The 17,225-nt window shown below is 40.7% G+C and carries 15 protein-coding genes; 9 read left to right on the plus strand and 6 right to left on the minus strand.

The annotated features are described in order from the left end of the window. Window positions 1-545 precede the first annotated feature (545 nt). Window positions 546-2,483, minus strand: coding sequence for a type V CRISPR-associated protein Cas12k (cas12k, locus tag AC1F2U_RS13885; RefSeq protein WP_480261637.1), 1,938 nt, complete (start codon window positions 2,481-2,483; stop codon window positions 546-548). 77 nt (window positions 2,484-2,560) lie between these two features. On the opposite strand from cas12k, the gene AC1F2U_RS13890 reads away from it, so the two are divergent. From AC1F2U_RS13890 to AC1F2U_RS13920, 7 genes are all read left to right on the plus strand, one after another. Next, window positions 2,561-2,989, plus strand: coding sequence for a MerR family transcriptional regulator (locus AC1F2U_RS13890; RefSeq protein ID WP_480261638.1), 429 nt, complete (start codon window positions 2,561-2,563; stop codon window positions 2,987-2,989). Window positions 2,990-3,075: 86 nt separating this feature from the next. After that, window positions 3,076-4,611: a type I restriction-modification system subunit M gene (locus AC1F2U_RS13895; protein WP_480261639.1), complete on the plus strand. Its 1,536-nt coding sequence runs from the start codon at window positions 3,076-3,078 to the stop codon at window positions 4,609-4,611. Then, on the plus strand, window positions 4,611-5,054 hold the full coding sequence (locus AC1F2U_RS13900) for a hypothetical protein (RefSeq protein ID WP_480261640.1): 444 nt from the start codon (window positions 4,611-4,613) through the stop codon (window positions 5,052-5,054). The genes AC1F2U_RS13895 and AC1F2U_RS13900 overlap by 1 nt, the downstream gene beginning before the upstream one ends. Before the next feature lie 226 nt (window positions 5,055-5,280). Continuing rightward, a complete protein-coding gene (locus tag AC1F2U_RS13905; protein WP_334856330.1) occupies window positions 5,281-5,580 on the plus strand; it encodes a type II toxin-antitoxin system RelE/ParE family toxin in 300 nt (99 codons plus the stop codon). Window positions 5,581-5,605: 25 nt separating this feature from the next. Beyond that, window positions 5,606-6,688, plus strand: coding sequence for a HigA family addiction module antitoxin (locus tag AC1F2U_RS13910; RefSeq protein WP_480261641.1), 1,083 nt, complete (start codon window positions 5,606-5,608; stop codon window positions 6,686-6,688). A 25-nt stretch (window positions 6,689-6,713) separates the two neighbouring features. Further along, on the plus strand, window positions 6,714-7,184 hold the full coding sequence (gene darG, locus AC1F2U_RS13915) for a type II toxin-antitoxin system antitoxin DNA ADP-ribosyl glycohydrolase DarG (RefSeq protein ID WP_480261642.1): 471 nt from the start codon (window positions 6,714-6,716) through the stop codon (window positions 7,182-7,184). Then, window positions 7,153-7,335 (plus strand): hypothetical protein, encoded by a 183-nt coding sequence (locus AC1F2U_RS13920; protein ID WP_480261643.1) that lies wholly within the window; start codon window positions 7,153-7,155, stop codon window positions 7,333-7,335. Before darG ends, AC1F2U_RS13920 begins: the two co-directional genes overlap by 32 nt. 22 nt (window positions 7,336-7,357) lie before the next feature. Here the strand turns inward: AC1F2U_RS13920 and AC1F2U_RS13925 are convergent, their stop codons facing one another. Continuing rightward, window positions 7,358-8,182: a hypothetical protein gene (locus tag AC1F2U_RS13925; protein WP_480261644.1), complete on the minus strand. Its 825-nt coding sequence runs from the start codon at window positions 8,180-8,182 to the stop codon at window positions 7,358-7,360. A 211-nt stretch (window positions 8,183-8,393) separates the two neighbouring features. Here AC1F2U_RS13925 and AC1F2U_RS13930 point away from each other — a divergent pair, with 211 nt between their 5' ends. Further along, window positions 8,394-11,573, plus strand: coding sequence for a type I restriction endonuclease subunit R (locus AC1F2U_RS13930; RefSeq protein WP_480261645.1), 3,180 nt, complete (start codon window positions 8,394-8,396; stop codon window positions 11,571-11,573). After that, window positions 11,570-12,268 carry a M48 family metallopeptidase gene (locus AC1F2U_RS13935; protein ID WP_480261646.1) on the plus strand — a complete coding sequence of 233 codons (699 nt, stop codon included), beginning with the start codon at window positions 11,570-11,572 and terminating at the stop codon, window positions 12,266-12,268. The genes AC1F2U_RS13930 and AC1F2U_RS13935 overlap by 4 nt, the downstream gene beginning before the upstream one ends. On the opposite strand, the gene AC1F2U_RS13940 is transcribed toward AC1F2U_RS13935, so the two are convergent. From AC1F2U_RS13940 to AC1F2U_RS13955, 4 genes are all read right to left on the minus strand, one after another. Further along, window positions 12,265-12,414, minus strand: coding sequence for a hypothetical protein (locus AC1F2U_RS13940; protein ID WP_480261647.1), 150 nt, complete (start codon window positions 12,412-12,414; stop codon window positions 12,265-12,267). The two genes, AC1F2U_RS13935 and AC1F2U_RS13940, sit on opposite strands and share 4 nt — an antisense overlap. Window positions 12,415-12,448: 34 nt before the next feature. Further along, on the minus strand, window positions 12,449-13,546 hold the full coding sequence (locus AC1F2U_RS13945; protein WP_480261648.1) for a tetratricopeptide repeat protein: 1,098 nt from the start codon (window positions 13,544-13,546) through the stop codon (window positions 12,449-12,451). 53 nt (window positions 13,547-13,599) lie between these two features. Beyond that, window positions 13,600-14,919, minus strand: a complete 1,320-nt coding sequence (locus AC1F2U_RS13950; protein WP_480261649.1) for a tetratricopeptide repeat protein — start codon at window positions 14,917-14,919, stop codon at window positions 13,600-13,602. Window positions 14,920-15,006: 87 nt separating this feature from the next. Continuing rightward, window positions 15,007-17,205, minus strand: a complete 2,199-nt coding sequence (locus tag AC1F2U_RS13955; protein ID WP_480261650.1) for a CHAT domain-containing protein — start codon at window positions 17,203-17,205, stop codon at window positions 15,007-15,009. Between the last annotated feature and the right edge of the window lie 20 nt (window positions 17,206-17,225).

Below are 17,225 nucleotides of genomic sequence, written 5' to 3' on the forward strand. Positions count from 1 at the left end.
GGTGTTGAAACCAGGCTTCCACTCTTTGAGGTAAAGATCGTAAATCATCTTTCAACCCGCCTCTAGCTGGGAGGGGTGTTGAAACTCTGCGCTTCAAACCCTTGATTTACCAATAGTTATGAAGGCATTTTTGTCACGTCTCCCAAAATCGCCTGTCAGTTAACACTTAAAAAAGTAAATCAACTGACACCTTAAAGGCTATAAACCTCATTAAACAAGCGATTTAAACTTTTGGCAGCAACCCCAGGAAAATCGCTCCCGCTTTAACATGCCAAAAAATAATTAAGGTGGGTTCCTCCTTGGTCGGAGGTGATTCAGTAGCCACCACTGCGGTAAACCCGCACCTCTATTACTGGGGGCGCACCTTATTCCTGTCCGCAAGGGACAGCAGCATCAAGGTGGGCAGCTACCAGGGTCAGAAAGCAAGACTATTTGACAACAGTCAAACTAACCCAAATTTACACAGCACAGAGGCTTGTAACAAGCATGAACTGCGGCGCTGTTGAATTTTCTTATTTTATTGTCAAGGTTCGGTGTTTTGTCAATCAGTTTATTTTGCGGGAATAGTAAGCTGCGATCGCTAATTCTTTCGCTTTCTCCTGCGGGCTTCCTCTAACTGACTGTTTTGCCTCCTCTACAACAATTCCAGCTTTTTTTGCTTGATTTTGAATGCTTGTAATCAATCTGCCATAACTCCACTGATGAACACTAACTCGATACTGTTTGGCATACTTTTTTTGAACTTCTATTAAGTCTGATTTTTGTTCAGCTTTGGCTTGAACCTCACTTTGAACTTGTTCTCGCATATCGCCCAACTTAGGGAGGACAATACTACCAGCTTTATATGTTTGTGCGATCGCTAGAATTTCTTTAGCTATCAATCTGTCTACATACTGCCCTAACTCTGATTCTCCCAATTGATTTGGTGCAGCAAGTGTTTGAGCTATTTGGCGTTGATGAGATAAACAGTGTTTTTGTTGTCGCTGTCTATTAAGCAGTCTGTAATTATCACCAAGTATTTGTTTAATACTCCGGTGGATAAGCACTTTACCTGTAGAGCCATCAACAACTGCTACTGTTGTAGGCTTTTCTAGACCAAAGCTAACACCAACAAGAATATGAGATTGACCTTTATATAAAGGCTTGTTGGGACGAGGAAAAGGGTTATTAATTCTGGCTAATGTGGAGTTTTTCCTTTTTATATAAGCTAGCTGTTTGTCATTGAGGTCGTCCTTGGCTTTAATTTTGGTGAGAATTTTAGCAATTTCTTCTGCTTTTTCTTCTCTGACTAGGTCTGTTCCTTCATCTGTCCACAGACGAGTATCTACAGAACAGTAGAGAATTAAATGGTTAACATCCCAAGGTTCGCCTTTGCCTTCCTCTTCCTGCCAAGCAATAAGTCCACTTCGGAGAGTGAATAGGCTACTGGAGTGCTGTTTTTTACCGATTCGTTTGATTTGCTGGTCTTCATAGAAACGTTGAAACCAATGGAGTTGACGAGAGTCGCAATATATTTGGAAAGTATGTTCACTAAAACCATTGAATTTTACACAGATACGCCCATCTTTGTTTTTGAACCAAGTCATATCTTCATTGGTCTCAAAAGCAACTGGAAAAGGTACTCTACTAGGTTTTTTTAATAAATTGTCTTGCCATGATTTCGCCTCAGCTTCATTGCTAGGAACTTTTTGAGTGGCAATAATGAGAGTTTCTAGCCATTTCGTATCGGTTAAATCTCTTCCTTTAGGAATTCGAGCAGCTAGCTGTTCCGTGAGACGTTCAATTTGAATTTCTACTTTGCGCCGACGCTGGGCAAACTTTTTTAGGTCTTCTTCTTTCTCACTCACTTTGCATCTATTTTTAAGCAAATAGCTGATAGCGCAACGATTTACGTTATCTTCTGTGTTGCTGTAAGCCTCAAATAGGCTCTTGGAGACAGTGCGATCGCGTAGCGTCTGCTCCGCGCAATCGCTATCCGAATCTTTTGATTTTTTAGTTTTTTGCCGTTTCTTTCTTTTGGCTGGTTGTGGTTCAACCGTATCTGACTGGGGTGTAACTTGAGCCAGAATTTCAGCAGCTTTGAGACGAAGACTTTCTAAATTAACACCACTGGCTTCTACTAATTCGATATCACTTTTGAGCATTTCCAACCAGCGATTTTTACCGTCCAGTTGGTATTGCAACTTTTTCATCAGTGCTAACAAAGATTTGTAGATGTAATTAACTCTATTGATCGCACTCGTGTAAAACCGTCCTGGTTGACCAATAAACCGAGAGTCGGTTTTGAGTACTGCACACAGTTGCTTGACTATCCCAGTAGGTATTTTTCCCTTTTGTCGCCAGGTTTCAAAGTCAGGATCTTGAGCTACTTGAAGGAGTAATTCATTAATCAGTGGAGTGTTTTTATCTGCCATGAGCTTCCATAGCTGTTGGCGAGTTACAACACTAGCGACAAGACGACACTGAATCGTGTTTTGACTCATCGATTTTAAATTTAAAAACATATTATGTTCAATAATACCATATATGTTTAGTAAAATTTCCTGCATAAAATGATTTCATGCAGGAAATTTTTTTTACGAGTAAACAAGCTGCTGAAATCACAGGCTGCACTCTGCGCCAGCTCCAATACTGGCGAGAAAAGGGTGTAGTTATGCCTGTTATCGGTGAGACTGGAATAGGGCGTAGTATTTATTACTCAAAGCCGAATTTGATCGAACTGGCAGCAATGTTATATTTTTTGTCTATGGGGCTAAATTTTGATGTTGCTAATACTACGCTTAAAACATTGAAAGACAAGGAACCAGAATTATTTGAATCTGGTAAAGGTACGCGGTGGATGCTCCAACGAGACAATCACAAGCGATCGCTCGAACTTGTAGAGTTTGAATTAGAACAAGCGATCGCCCAAATAAAAACAGGTCAACCTGTAATTCCAGTATGGTTGGATACCATACACGAGCGTATAGCCAGCAAATTGAAAGATTAGACTTCAGCAATTTGGAAGTGTGTTGGAGTGTCTCTCAACAAGAGATATACTGGCAAAGCATTAGTGTCGCAATCTCAGCATCTACTATGGGCAAACTCACGCTGCCGCAACTAGAACGTCATCTTTTTTCTGCTGCTGATATTCTGCGGGGAAAAATGGACGCTTCGGACTTCAAAGAATACATCTTCGGGATGCTTTTTTTAAAACGCGCCTCGGATGTATTTGAGCCGCAGTATGAGCAGATTTTGCAGCAGAATTTGCAAAGGGGACGGACACAAGAAGAAGCAAACATGAGGGCAGAAAACCCCACCACTTACAAAGAAACTTTTTTTGTACCAGAAAAAGCGCGGTGGGCATATATTCGTGATGAGCTACATAAAAACGTCGGACAAGGGCTAAATGATGCTTTAACGGCATTTGAAGAAAGTAACGAAGCGCTGACAGGTGTATTAAAACATATTGATTTTAATCGTCAAGCCGGTAAAAATCGGATTCCTGATGTCAAGTTGCGCGAACTGATTAAACACTTCAATAAATATCGTTTACGAAATGAGGATTTTGTATTTCCTGATTTGCTGGGTGCGGCTTACGAGTACCTGATTAAAGAGTTTGCAGATTCAGCCGGGAAAAAAGGGGGCGAGTTTTATACGCCGCGTGAAGTAGTGCAGCTGATGGTGCGTCTGTTAAAACCTCAACCTGGGATGTCAGTTTACGATCCCTGTTGTGGTTCTGGGGGAATGTTAATTCAGTCCAAGCAATATGTAGAAGAATGCGGTCGTGATGCCAGAAATTTAGCACTATACGGTCAGGATAATAACGGCGGCGTATGGGCAATTTGCAAAATTAATATGCTGCTGCACGGCATTCGAGATGCAGATATACATAATGATGATACTCTGTTTAATCCCTTGCATATTGCTGACGGTGAACTAATCCGCTTTGACAGAGTAATCAGTAATCCGCCTTTTTCTCAAAACTATAGCCGCGAGGGAATGCAATTTTCTGGACGCTTTACGCATGGTTATTGTCCTGAGACGGGTAAAAAAGCAGATTTGATGTTTGCCCAGCATATGTTAGCTGTTCTCAAAACTGATGGGTTGATGGCGACGGTAATGCCGCATGGGGTGCTGTTTCGCGGCGGAGAAGAAAAGAAAATTCGGGAGAGTTTTATTAAACACGATCAATTAGAGGCGGTGATTGGCTTACCACCCAATTTGTTTTATGGCACAGGTATCCCCGCCTGTATTTTAGTTATGTGTCCACAAGGGGCGAAACCAGTTGAACGCCAGGGAAAAGTTTTGTTTATTAATGCTGATGCTGAATATTATGCAGGTCGCGCTCAAAATTATTTGCGTCCTGAACATATCGAAAAGATTTCCTGGGTGTTTAAAAATTTTGTGGCTTTGCCTGGATATTCGGCAGTAGTAACTAAGGAAAAATTGGCAGAAGAAGATTACAACTGTAATATCCGCCGCTATGCTGCTAATGCGCCATCACCAGAACCACAAGATGTAAAAGCGCATTTATTTGGGGGAATACCCAAGGCTGAGGTCGAAGCGAAGCGTGAATTATTAGCAGCACATGGGTTTGACCCCAGTAGGATTTTGGCGGAGAAGAATTAGTGGATTATTTAGATTTTATTTCTGCGATTAATGAAAGAGGGCAGATTAAAAGTTTTATAGAATCTGATGCTGGTGTTCAGCAGCAAGAACGCAAACTTTATAGTATGTTTATTGATTGGTGGCTAATACACTCGGCTAGTTTGAGTGAGTTGCCTAAAACTAAAAAGGTGATGGAACTCCGCGCTGAGTTTTTTAGTTCTTTTGTGGATAGCTTGGAACCTGTGAGATTACTTGACCGCTTTAAAGTAGCGGGTGTGGTTGCTAGTTGGTGGAATGAACAGAGGTATGAACTCAGAACTTTATCAGAGTCAGATTTTGGTGGTTTGGTTGATAGTTGGGTAAATACGATTAAAGATGCTTTAGAGCAAGATGATGACGATAAGAAAAAGCAGGCAAAATTTGACCTGCCCTTAGCTTACTGTTATAGTATATTTGTACTATAGATAGTAGATGATGAGGTTCAAGCAAGGTATGTGGTTAGAGGAAAATGTCGAAACCCTTGACAGTATTAGGTTTGCACTAACTTTCAAGATAGTCTGACAATCTTTACAAACTGCTTAAAATTCTTATCACATTAAGATTTAAAATTAAATTATCAGTGATTCACCCCAAAGCTGAATTTAGCCGTAGTATAATGCAGAATCCGCTGCATTTACCTTGGGGGGAGCTTTGCGTTTTTATTTCAAAAAAAAGAAACTCGAAGCACTTTACACAGAAGAAAAAGATGCTCATAAATATCCAGGTGTGGTTGATGACTTTTTTGAAGTCATGGCGATTATTGATGCTGCTGTCGATGAGCGAGAATTATATGCTCTAAAAGGGTTGAGATTTGAGAAACTCAAAGGTAAACGAGGAAAACAAGGACAACGTTCCTTACGTTTAAATGACCAGTGGCGTCTAATCGTGACAGTGGATGAGGATGAACAGGGACATTACCTCACAATAATCGATATCGAAGATTACCACTAACCGGAGCAGCAGGGGAGACAGCAATATGAGCCAAAAGCTAACACCAGCGAGAGTACCAACACCAGGAAAAATTTTAAGTAGAGAATTAGAAGCGCGTGGCTGGACACAGAAAGATTTAGCAGAAATTATGGGTCGTCCAGTTCAAACCATCAACGAAATTATCCGGGGAAGTAAGCAAATTACACCAGAAACAGCTATCGAACTCTCCCAAGCTTTGGGGACTTCTCCTGAGTTCTGGACAAACCTTGAGGCAAAATATCGTCTTCATCTAGCGGGAAAAGAAAAAAATGAGCAAGATATAGCTCGTAAAAGTCGATTGTATACAATAGCCCCTATCTCCGAACTCATCAAGAATAGGTGGATTCAAGCAACAGATTCGATTGATGAATTAGAACAGCAAGTCTGTAATTATCTCGGAATCTCGTCTTTAAATGAAATACCCCAATTAGCAGTTAACTTTCGTTGTTCCGAGCATAGAGAGCCAGAAGAAACCTCTCGGATAGCTTGGGTAAAACGAGTTGAGTATCGTGCCAAACAACAAACAGTTGCTAATTTTGACCGCAAGCAACTAGAAGTTGCTATCCCTGAAATTCTTGCTTGTGCTGAACAAGTAGAAACTATTGTGCGGATTCCTAAATTGCTAGCAGATTTAGGAGTACATTTTGTAATCGTGCCTCATCTAAAAAAAACCTATCTCGATGGTGCAGCTTATTACTTGAACGATAAACCAATTATTGCCTTGACATTGAGATATGACCGGATTGACTCATTTTGGTTTACTCTTATGCATGAGTTAGCACATATTGTTTTAGGGCATCAAGGGATTTATTTAGATAACTTAGATGCTTTAGAAGACAATGACAAAGAGAAAGAAGCTGATAAAGAAGCTGCTAACTGGTTGATAGAACCTCAAGCCTTTAAGGTTTTTGTTTCCGGAATTAAAAAATACTTCTCTCGTCAAGCAATTGAAGAATTTGCTTACACTCATCGCAGATATCCAGGGATCATTCTTGGTCGTTTACAGCATGACAAATTAGTTGACCATAAAAACTTGAGACCGTTACTCGTGAAAGTCAGCCCTCTGTTGGAAAATTGGATTGATAACTAGGTTGACATAGTTGGTTAACATAAATATGTTTGAATTTAAGCAAGGCAACCTATTAGAAGAAAAAGCAGAAGCTCTAGTTAACACTGTTAATTGTGTTGGTGTCATGGGCAAAGGGATTGCCTTGCAATTCAAGCAAGCTTATCCTGAAAACTTCCGCCACTATGAGAAAGCCTGTAAAGCTAGTGAAGTCCAGCCAGGGCGGATGTTTACCGTAGCAACAGGTAGCTTATTAAACCCCAGATATATTATCAACTTCCCCACAAAGCGCCATTGGAGAAATAATTCAAAGATAGAAGATATTAAAAGTGGACTGGTGGCTTTGGTGCAACAAGTACAGCGATTAGATATTACATCAATTGCAATGCCAGCTTTAGGATGCGGTAATGGTGGCTTGAATTGGGCTGATGTTAAGCCACTGATAGAATCAGCCTTTGCCCAAATACCAGATGTACAGGTAATTATTTTTGAGCCGTTATCCCAAACTAGCACAAGATAGTGAGCAGGCGATCGTGCTGGTACACGAATGGAGCGATGCCTGCGGCAACCCCTTCGGTGTACGCAAGCGCAAGCTATTTAAGCCTGAACATATTTGCAAAGTTTGGCAGCATTTGTATGAGCAAAACTGGTTGATTTCCACAGAGATGTAATAAAAATATATCGGCTTAAGAATTAGTTTTTGGTTTTCTTGGATTTGGAAACTGCGTAAACAGAATCATTTGCAGTTCGTCCTAACATAAGAAAGTTATCAACTCCAGTACAGTCTTCAGGAAATGTAGAGGTCTTTATTGGACGCAAATCAATTTGCACGTTTGCCTTATCACTAGGGCAAAGCTGATTAAACTTGTGTAAACTTAATAATCCTTCATAGCTGGGAAGTTGATGAGTAATTAAAAAAGCAATAGGATAAAATTTAATCATATTGAAAAAGCCAGGTAATTGAAAGTTTCCTCTTACGGCTGGCATTCCAAAATCTCTCAATATACTAATTTTCTCATAAGGATAAACCCAATAAAAAATATGTACATCATTAGGAATTGGCAATGAATTATCCAAGATGCAAGGTCTTATGAGCGTGTCTATCACTACTTCATCGGTTTGTGTTTTTGCTGCGAGAAGATGACCTAAAACAGAGCGCATAATTGCATTTGGATAGCATTCAACCTCAAAATAATTTGGCAAAGTCAAACTACTCTCGACAAAGCCTTCAATTTTCTGGCTAAATTCACCTAAAGCCCAATCGTATCTATTACCTAATTTATTATTGCAATCGCTGCATATCGTTTTATAAGTCACTCCATTTTGAGAAATTCTAGGACGAAATGAACGGTCTCCTGTCATTTCAGATAAAAGCTTATAAATGAATATATTTTTAGCTGGAGGACAAGCTTTAGGAGGCACATGGTCTTCCGATAATTCTTTCTCTAGTTGACAGATATTACAAATTCGGTCTTTCTTTTTAAACTTTTCAACAATCGATTGTTTGGAATTTTTCATAATACTAATTAGATCCGGTAATAACTATGCTCAGTGTGTTTGATTAGTTATAGCTCCACTATAAGCACTTTTATTAGTACATTTTTACTATAAATTTTTAACTGTAAAAAAACAAACGGATGTTATAAAGGTTAAATAACTAGCTAAAAATGATACCTGCCATTTGTGATATAAAAGTAAAAATACTTAACTACTGCCCAAAAACAAAATAATGCCAGAAAGCCCAGAATTTACCCATGTAGAAAAACCAACTATTGATCAACTCATCAGCATGGGTTGGCATTATATGGAAGGTAACTGGAATGATCCTCAAGTTACCGAACGCGAAAACTTCAAGCAAGTTCTACTAACAGAACGGCTCAAAGCCTCCATCAAACGCATTAACCTGGATGACAACGGCAACCCTTGGCTAGATGATATACAAGTTCAAACCGCAGTCAGTCAGTTAGAACGCCTGGGCGCAAACAGATTAATGGAGGCTAACCAAGCCGCCACAGAATTCCTACTCAAAGGAACTACTGTTTTAGGGCAGGACGGCAAACAGCACACCGTTCATTTTATTGAATTTGACCCTGAACATTGCCATCGCAACGATTTTCTCGCCATCAATCAATACCGAGTAGACCCGCCTTGGGCAACAGGTAATCGGGGGTTTATCGTCCCAGACATGGTACTACTTGTTAACGGCATTCCTTTAGTAGTGATTGAATGTAAAAGTCCCAATTTAGATAACCCAATAACTGAAGCAATTCAAGACTTATTGAAATATTCCAACCAACGGGGTAGCAGTCAACCAGAAGGTGCAGAAAAATTATTCCACTACAATCTGCTGATGATAGCAGCCTCTAGAGGACGGGCAACAGCCGGAACCATCGGCGCAAATTATGAACATTATGTTGACTGGAAAGATACCATTCCCAGTCCCCAAGCGGAAATTGCTGCACAATTAGGCGTTTCTGAATTAAATTCTCGCCAAACCCTCATCGCCGGGATGTTGAAACCAGCTAATTTGATCGACATCCTGCATAATTTCACTCTATTTAAAACCAGTGGCGATCGCACTATCAAAATTGTCCCCCGTTACCAGCAATATCGCGCAGTTTACAAAGCACTGCACCGACTTCAACACAATCAAACCCGCGCCGAACATGGCACAGATGACCAACGCGGTGGCATTATCTGGCATACCCAAGGTTCCGGTAAAAGCCTGACAATGGTTTATCTAATTCGGAAAATTCGCACTATCCTAGAATTACGCCGCTTTAAAATTGTTGTTGTCACCGATCGCCGCGACTTAGAAAAACAACTTGCAGATACCGCCGTCCTCACTGGGGAACCATTGCAAAAGGCTAAAAACGTCAAAAAGCTAGAACAATACTTGCAACAACCAGGCGCTGGCTTAGTCTTCGGAATGATTCAGAAATTTCAAAGTGGGGAAGATTCTGATGAAGAAGCAGAAATAGAACCAATTCCGAAAAACCTCAATCCTTCGGAAAATATTTTAGTGCTAATTGACGAAGCACACCGTTCTCACGCCAAAACCCTCCACACCAATTTATTAGAAGCCTTACCTAACTGTGTCCGTATCGGCTTTACTGGTACACCGATTGTCAAAGCTGCCAAAAAAACCACCCTGCAAATTTTTGGTTCATTTATCGACGAATACAATATCCGCCAATCCCAAGAAGATAAAGTCACTTTGCCCATTGTCTACGAAGGATTAGAAGCTAGAGGTACTGTAACCCAAGGTGATGACCTCGACAAACTTTTTGAAATTATCTTTGCTGATAAAACCCCAGAAGAACGGGCGCAAATTAAAGCCAAGTACGCAACTAAAACTCAAGTTGGCGAAGCACGCGAATTAATTAAAGCCAAAGCTAAAAGTATGCTGCGTCATTATCTTGAGCGCATTTTAGCAGGAGGCTTTAAGGCGCAAGTAGTCGCCTCTACCCGTCTCGCCGCCGTCCGTTACCAAGAGGCGTTTGTGGAAGCGCAACGGGAAATAGTACAGCAGCTAGAACACCGCGCCCCCCTTCTGCAAAGTCTCAATACGGAGACTTTAGAATCGCTTGATGCCGAAACTCGTTTTTTTGCTCAAGCACTCCCACATCTTGAAACGATACGCAAGCTAGAATTTGCTACTATCATCTCTGGTGATAAAGGAGATGACGGTAGTTGGAAAAAGTGGACAGATAAAAGTCAACAGGAAATTAATATTGAGAAATTTAAAAAGTCTTTAGACCAAGATAGTTTAGCAATTTTAATCGTAAAGAAGATGCTGTTAACGGGTTTTGATGCTCCGTTAGAACAAGTCTTATATTTAGACAGGTCGCTAAAAGAATACGAATTGCTGCAAGCGATCGCTCGTGTTAACCGAGTGTATGATGATAAAAAAACAGAAGGTTTAGTGGTCGATTATTACGGCGTTGATATCGCTGCTGCACTCTCGGTTTATGAGAATCTGGATACAGAATCTGCCTGGTTTGATATTCGTGCAGAATTGCCAAATTTGCGCGAAAAACACCAGCAAGTTATTGCTCTATTTACTAAAAATGGCTGCACAATTGATGATGTAAATGCTTGTGTAGACTTGCTCATAGATGAACGCCTCAGAGTTGAATTTAACGACTGTTTCAAAGACTTTCTCAACACTCTCGATACAATACTGCCGCGTTCAGAAGCACGTCAGCCCTATAATTTTGTTCGAGATGCCAAAAAGTTAGGCTTTATTAAAAAAGCTGTTGCTGACCTCTACAGAGATGAAAAACTTAACATCGTTAGCGCCAAAGAGAAAGTTAGAGCATTAATAGACCAATATATTGAATCGCAAGGTATTGACCCAAAAGTGCCACCGACTGATATCATGTCACTGGATTTTAAAACCCATGTCCAGCGCCATCGCTCGATTAAAGCACAAGCCGCAGAAATGGAATTCGCTGCCCGTCATCATATCAGCATAAATTATGAAGAAGACCCAGTTTACTACAAAAATTTAAGTGAAAAACTAACAGAAATTCTGGAATCTTTAGCTGATAACTGGGAAGAAAAAGTTGAAGCTTTGCGGAAATATATAGAACAAATCCAAACTACCCGTACTACGGATGAGACTGGATTAGATCCTAAAACTCAAATGCCATTTCTCAATATTTTAGGTGAATATTCCCACAAACAGCTCCCCGAACTTGCTCAAGCAACTGTGGAAATTGTCGAACATATCCGCCAAGAAGTACGACGGGTAAATTGGGGTAGCCAAATAGTCCAAGAGGATTTAAGAAGGTGGATAGCAGGCTACTTGGACGATCGTGATTTAGTGAGTTACAACCAACTCGAAGAAGTTGCGGATAAATTAGTCCAACTAGCTAGGAGGAATCGTGATAATTTAATGGCATGACAAGCATCACCTTTGGCGACCTAAGTTTTGAAATTCGCCACAGTTCCAAACGCCGCACTGTAGGTATTACCGTCGAACGTGATGGTAAATTAGTCTTAGCTTCTCCCCCAGAAGTACCAATAGAAACATTAGAAAGAATTGTCAGCGAGAAACGTTACTGGATTTACAGTAAACTTTTAAAAAAAGAGTCATTAAATCCACCAGCGAGTGTTAAAGAATACGTATCAGGTGAAGGTTTTTATTATCTAGGACGTAGCTATCGCCTCAAAGTAGTAGAGCAAGTTCAACAGCAGCCATCGCTGAGACTATATCAAAGCCGCTTTGAGCTACAACGCCTAGCCCAAGCTCAAGGTCGAGAATACTTTATTCAGTGGTATCGGGAACACCTTCAGCCAATTGTAGAACAACAAATTGGCACACTGATTAAACAAGTTGCTACTTCGCCTCGTTCAGTACAAGTACGTGAGTTAGGGAATCGTTGGGGTTCTTGCGGACACAAAGGGGATTTATCTTTTCACTGGCGAGTAGCAATGCTACCACGAACGATGATTGAGTATTTGGCAGTTCATGAACTGGTGCATCTAATTGAACCGGATCACAGCACTGCATTTTGGCATAGGGTGGAGCGTATTTTACCAGATTATCTGGAGCGAAAGCAGTGGTTAGCTGAGAATGGGGCAATTTATAACCTTTAGAAAAATAATAAGAGCGATCGCATTTTTATAAGAGTCATCAAACAGTTTTTACAATTTGGTATGGTTTTCTCGTAGAAGCTACCAGCGATCGCCTCATGCATTACGTAAGCTGATTGTTTCAGCAGGGACAAGGAAGACGGATTCATGGAGCGATCGCACCAAAAGTTTGAGTAAGAGAGGCTATTGTTGTTGTAGGCTTTCTATTTGCTGCTGTAAAAAATTGGCACGTCTACTATCACCTAACAAAGTGTATCCATTCTTAGCTTGAGAATACCAACTTATAGCCTGCTTATTATCATCTGTTGCAGCATAGACTTCCCCTAAAGCGAATTGGGCTAATATCTTCTCTTCTAAATCTTCATCACTTTTGGCAAGTTTGATTGCTGCCAAATAATTGTCCACTGCTTTTTGGGCTAATCCAGTTTGCCAGTAAATATCTCCCAAGGAGCGATAAATGATTGTTGATCGCTTACCTTTTTTTACTAAAGTTTCTAAAGTTGCGATCGCATCTGCACTCAAGTTATAGCTTTTGAAGGTATCAGTAGTTAGACCATAGGCTTGAATTGCATCTTGCGGTAAAGTATAGCGGCTGTAAAGATTTGCCAGCATTAGAGCAGTTACTTGTTCATTTAATCCTAATTTAGTTATTTTAGTTACTTCAGATTGGATAGCTGCTGCCTCAGATTTACGTAGCACTCTAAAATCGAGGTTAGAAGTGCCTTCGTCCTGAGATGTTTTGCCATTATTGGCTTTAATAACTAATGAATAGTTTGTTCCTGGTTGTAATCGAGGTAAGCCAGGATAAACTAGAGAATTGTTTTTGACCTGCTTTTGCCACACTATTCCTGTGGGACTGTGCAAAGTTACCGTATATTGCGTAGCTTTAGGTATAGCATTCCAACGGAAAGTAGGAGTGCTGCTCAACAGTAGAGTATGGCGAGGGGTAATTAAGTAGGGAATTAGAGGATTATTACCGCCTAAAGTCCCCGCGGGTGCAGGTGCTTTAGATATAATTGCTTGCCAAACAGGACAGATTGTTTTTAAACCTGATTGAACGCCTACAGGAACAAATGGTTTGGAGAGATTAGGGCAAACAACTCTCACCCTGACACCTTTATCAGGCTTGATCTGATCTCCCTGATTTAATTCTGTTCCCACAGAAACAAGTCGAAAATTTGACCAATCAGGGCGCTTGAGGAATACTTTACCTGTTGAGGAGTCAATTCTAGCTGAGTAGACGGTGGCTGCTTGACCTTGGGCGATTGCAGTTTTTGTCATCCCCAATACTACTGCACTTAATACTAATATTTTGCAAGTTAGATTTAAGCTACTCATTTCTTATTCTCCTGTTCTGCCAAGCGTTTTTGAGCAGTAATTACCCAACCATCTTCATCAGTACTAGAAGCAATATCAGCGTATTGAATGCAAGTTTCCCATTCTTTTAAAGCGCCTTTTTTATCCTTTTGGGCTTCCATGACTTGTGCTAATAGACAGTAAGGGGACGCAATATTTTTTGTGACTTTGGCAGATATTTGTAGGTCAATCGCCTCTAGTAGTTTGGCTTCTGCATCAGGATAATTGCCCTGCATTAGCCTTGCCCAACCTAAATTCTTCAGTAAAGCGTATTTAGCTTCTGTACTAGGCTTTAACTTGTGTTCATCAGCTAATACTTTTAACAGCAAATTCACCGCAGGAGGATAGTTTTTGTTGAGAATGTAAAGACGAGATAGATTATTGATGGCATCGGGAATATTATCTTGCGCTGCAATTTGGTACTCGGTACGAGCAAGATCCAGTCTTTGTAGTTCTTCGTAAATTACACCTAAGCGAAAGTGAGCCAGGGCGTCATCAGGATTGAGCTTGATCGCTCGCTGATAGTTCCGTTCAGCACTTCCTAAATCATGTTCTACAAAGTTTTTGTAGCCCCAGTTCCTATACAGGATAGCAATTTGTGGCAGAGATAACCGCAGACCTAACAAGCCAATTACTAATAGAAGTGAGAAACCCGCGCTAATTTCCTGCCAAAATCGCTCTGGTATTTTCAACCTGTTAAGAGTGCGTTTGTAGGACTCCTGTCCTGCTAGGGTAAGTGCTCCACCAGCAGTTAGCAATGTCAAAATGCTTTGTGTACTTACTGCCAGTGCGCCTAGTGTATCAGGCCCACCTGTGAGGAAACGAGATGAGATGTCTCCGACTAAACCAAGAGAAATAGTTAGCGAAGATATAGAAACGGCGCTCCAAAACCAATCAAGCTGATCCCAAAATTTATGAGGCTTTCTTTCAGGTTGTAATGACCACCACCACGCTTCTTTGGGAGGATTGAAGCTGGTTTGCCAGTCAATGGTATCGCGGATAGTCGCGATCGCTGTAGCATTGTCTTTGAGTATCTTGTCTAGTTGAGCGATCGCTGCTAAACTCTCTCCAGATGTCTGCATAGTATCTGCCAGTGCTGCCTGTACTTCGTCTCGTGCTGTGAACACTTCTAAAATTTGTGTGCGTGTAAGTTGCTGTTTTACTTCTTCTGGTTGAGTTGGTTGAGCAGCATCTGCGATTAGATGATTGGGATCTGTAGATGCATCAATAGTAGTCTTAAGTTGCTCAACAGCTGTTTGATAACGTTTTATTGCCTGTTGCAGGCGAGAATCAGTCATAAGCAGATAAAAACAGAGAGTGTTATTAATTTTGGTTCACCAATAAGAGTGAATGCTGCCTAATCCTTTGGACTCATCTTCATCACTTTACTCTGATTCACCAATTAAGGTAAATGCTGCCCATTTTTTAGGATTTTTTGGATACTTTTGCATTGTAGTTAACATTGCTTGTCGCAGTGCTTGGGCTTTGTTGAGATGACGTTCTTGCATATTTCGGTAGAATTCAATCATTAATTCTGCGGTTGATACATCATTCACTGCCCATAGAGAAACAAGAACACTAGGAATACCAGCAGTCATAAATCCACGGGATAATCCGATGATTCCTTCACCTGTGATTTGTCCTCTGGCTGTATCACAAGCACTCAGAACAACTAAATCGGCTGCCATCTCTGGCATATTCTGTATATCACTTGTTGTCATAAAACCTGAATTATTAGAAGATGGTGCCAGTGCGATCGCACCAGGCCCATCCTCACTGAAAACTTCCAGTAATCCATGTGTTGCTAGATGAATCAATCTTACCCCTGTAATTAAATGATTCACTTGTGCAACCGTTGCTTTATCACCTATTAAAGCTTGCACCTTAAAGAAATTAGCAACCGCTTGAGCTTCTTGTTCTGCACCTAATAAACTAGGCAAACGCTCAGACTTTTGCCCTTGAATACTGGAAAATTCTGGCATTGTAGGGTTGCCCACAACAAGTGCTGGTTTAATGAAATCATGAAGCTCATTCTGTCTTTCCCGAACACGCTGTCTTAGCTTATGTGTAAGAGATAGCGAGCGAATAGAAGGTGCAATAGATATTGTGTTTTTTTCGATTAAATATTGTCCATGTTCGTCTTGCAAGGCAGCAAACGGAACTAGCGTTAAGCTCCGATGTGGAATGAAAATAACTTTTTTATTAGCATCACGAGGTAGTAGCTCGGCAATTGGTTGAATTAAAAGCTGATATAGCTGATGTAGCTGAGTTAATTGTTGTGTATCATCGATAGGCTCAATGCTGATGGACGAGCTTCGACCTCTTACACCCATAGCCTCTCGGCTATCAATTAACACTTGGGCTAATGGTTTTTTCAACAACTTCAAATCAACTTCTCGAAAATCAACTTTCCCAGTTGGCTGAATCACCCAAATAAATAATTTTGTAGGTTTGGGGAGCAAATTCTCAAGAGATAGTTCTTGAATTTGTATAAACTGTTTGGCAGTTGACGCACCAGATGAAAAGGCATTTGTTTCATCATCTCGATACTGATTGCTATCTACAATATCTTCATAAATAATCGAGTACTCAACTAACGTGCTATTTTGCAGACGAGCAACCTGCTGTAGTTCCTTTAATGTTACTGGTTTACTACCTAGTTCTTGCTGAGAAAATTCAGAAAGTCGAAAACCCAAATCGTCAATCAGGGCAATCGTCCTTACTTGCTCAGATGCTGTCAAAGCTTGGTTTTTTTGCTTTAATTTGACTAGAATAGATTGCAGATAGCTATAAGTTAGAGCCTGCTGCTCTCCAATATCAAATATCTTTAAACGTACAGCATCGCTTCTAGATAGAAAATCAACCTGCTGCTTTTGATCTTCTCTTTGCGTCTTTTTCCAGAGTTCGCTCCAGACTTTTCCAGAAGATCGTAATGTTTTTTCTGCATTTGGTAAATCACCCAATTTCTCCAAAGTCCATCCCAGTTTTGTTAAAGTTCTGGCTTGAGCAATCAATAGACCTCTTTCCTGCTTGGGAACGATGAACGGTGGTATTCCGTTTTGCTCTGTTGGAAGTTCGGCAATAATCGTCGCTTTCTTATATTGCTGAGTTGCAGCAGTATAGTTACCTGATTTAACATAGTCATCGCCTAAATCCATGAGCATTTGCCAACCTGCCAAATTCAGATCGAATTCGCCATTCCATCCTTGAAAGACGGTCAGTTCGTCAGTAGGTAGTGTAGACAGAATTTGCTCGCGTTGCTCTTTTGCCTTAACGGGAAAAGATTTCTCCAAATTGTCTAAGGCTGTATTTAGATGCTTGAGGACAAGGATTGTAGATTTGCGATCGCCTAATCGTTGCGATATCTGCATCGCCTGCTTCAAGGATTGAATTGCTGGCTCAAATTGCTGAAGTGCGATCTGTTCTAGCCCTTGCTTCAATAGCCTGTCCGTTTCAGCGTTTGTTTGATTCTGTTGGGGCTGTGTCAACCCTGGCAAAGGAGTCAATAAACTAGTTGTCAGGAAAACCAGAAGTGCTGAGAAGCAAGCAACATTAAGCTTGAGCCACGAAAATTTAAATCGCATACTACATTTAAATGCAAAAG

Source organism: Nostoc sp. LEGE 12454, from assembly GCF_056620565.1.

Excerpts from the sequence above, each read along its gene's own strand:
- darG (WP_480261642.1), top strand. The coding sequence starts at position 6,714 with ATGTTTGAATTTAAGCAAGGCAACCTATTAGAAGAAAAAGCAGAAGCT.
- AC1F2U_RS13930 (WP_480261645.1), top strand. The coding sequence starts at position 8,394 with ATGCCAGAAAGCCCAGAATTTACCCATGTAGAAAAACCAACTATTGAT.
- AC1F2U_RS13945 (WP_480261648.1), bottom strand. The coding sequence starts at position 13,546 with ATGACAAAAACTGCAATCGCCCAAGGTCAAGCAGCCACCGTCTACTCA.
- AC1F2U_RS13955 (WP_480261650.1), bottom strand. The coding sequence starts at position 17,205 with ATGCGATTTAAATTTTCGTGGCTCAAGCTTAATGTTGCTTGCTTCTCA.
- cas12k (WP_480261637.1), bottom strand. The coding sequence starts at position 2,483 with ATGAGTCAAAACACGATTCAGTGTCGTCTTGTCGCTAGTGTTGTAACT.
- AC1F2U_RS13935 (WP_480261646.1), top strand. The coding sequence starts at position 11,570 with ATGACAAGCATCACCTTTGGCGACCTAAGTTTTGAAATTCGCCACAGT.
- AC1F2U_RS13895 (WP_480261639.1), top strand. The coding sequence starts at position 3,076 with ATGGGCAAACTCACGCTGCCGCAACTAGAACGTCATCTTTTTTCTGCT.
- AC1F2U_RS13950 (WP_480261649.1), bottom strand. The coding sequence starts at position 14,919 with ATGACTGATTCTCGCCTGCAACAGGCAATAAAACGTTATCAAACAGCT.
- AC1F2U_RS13910 (WP_480261641.1), top strand. The coding sequence starts at position 5,606 with ATGAGCCAAAAGCTAACACCAGCGAGAGTACCAACACCAGGAAAAATT.
- AC1F2U_RS13925 (WP_480261644.1), bottom strand. The coding sequence starts at position 8,182 with ATGAAAAATTCCAAACAATCGATTGTTGAAAAGTTTAAAAAGAAAGAC.
- AC1F2U_RS13890 (WP_480261638.1), top strand. The coding sequence starts at position 2,561 with ATGCAGGAAATTTTTTTTACGAGTAAACAAGCTGCTGAAATCACAGGC.
- AC1F2U_RS13940 (WP_480261647.1), bottom strand. The coding sequence starts at position 12,414 with ATGAATCCGTCTTCCTTGTCCCTGCTGAAACAATCAGCTTACGTAATG.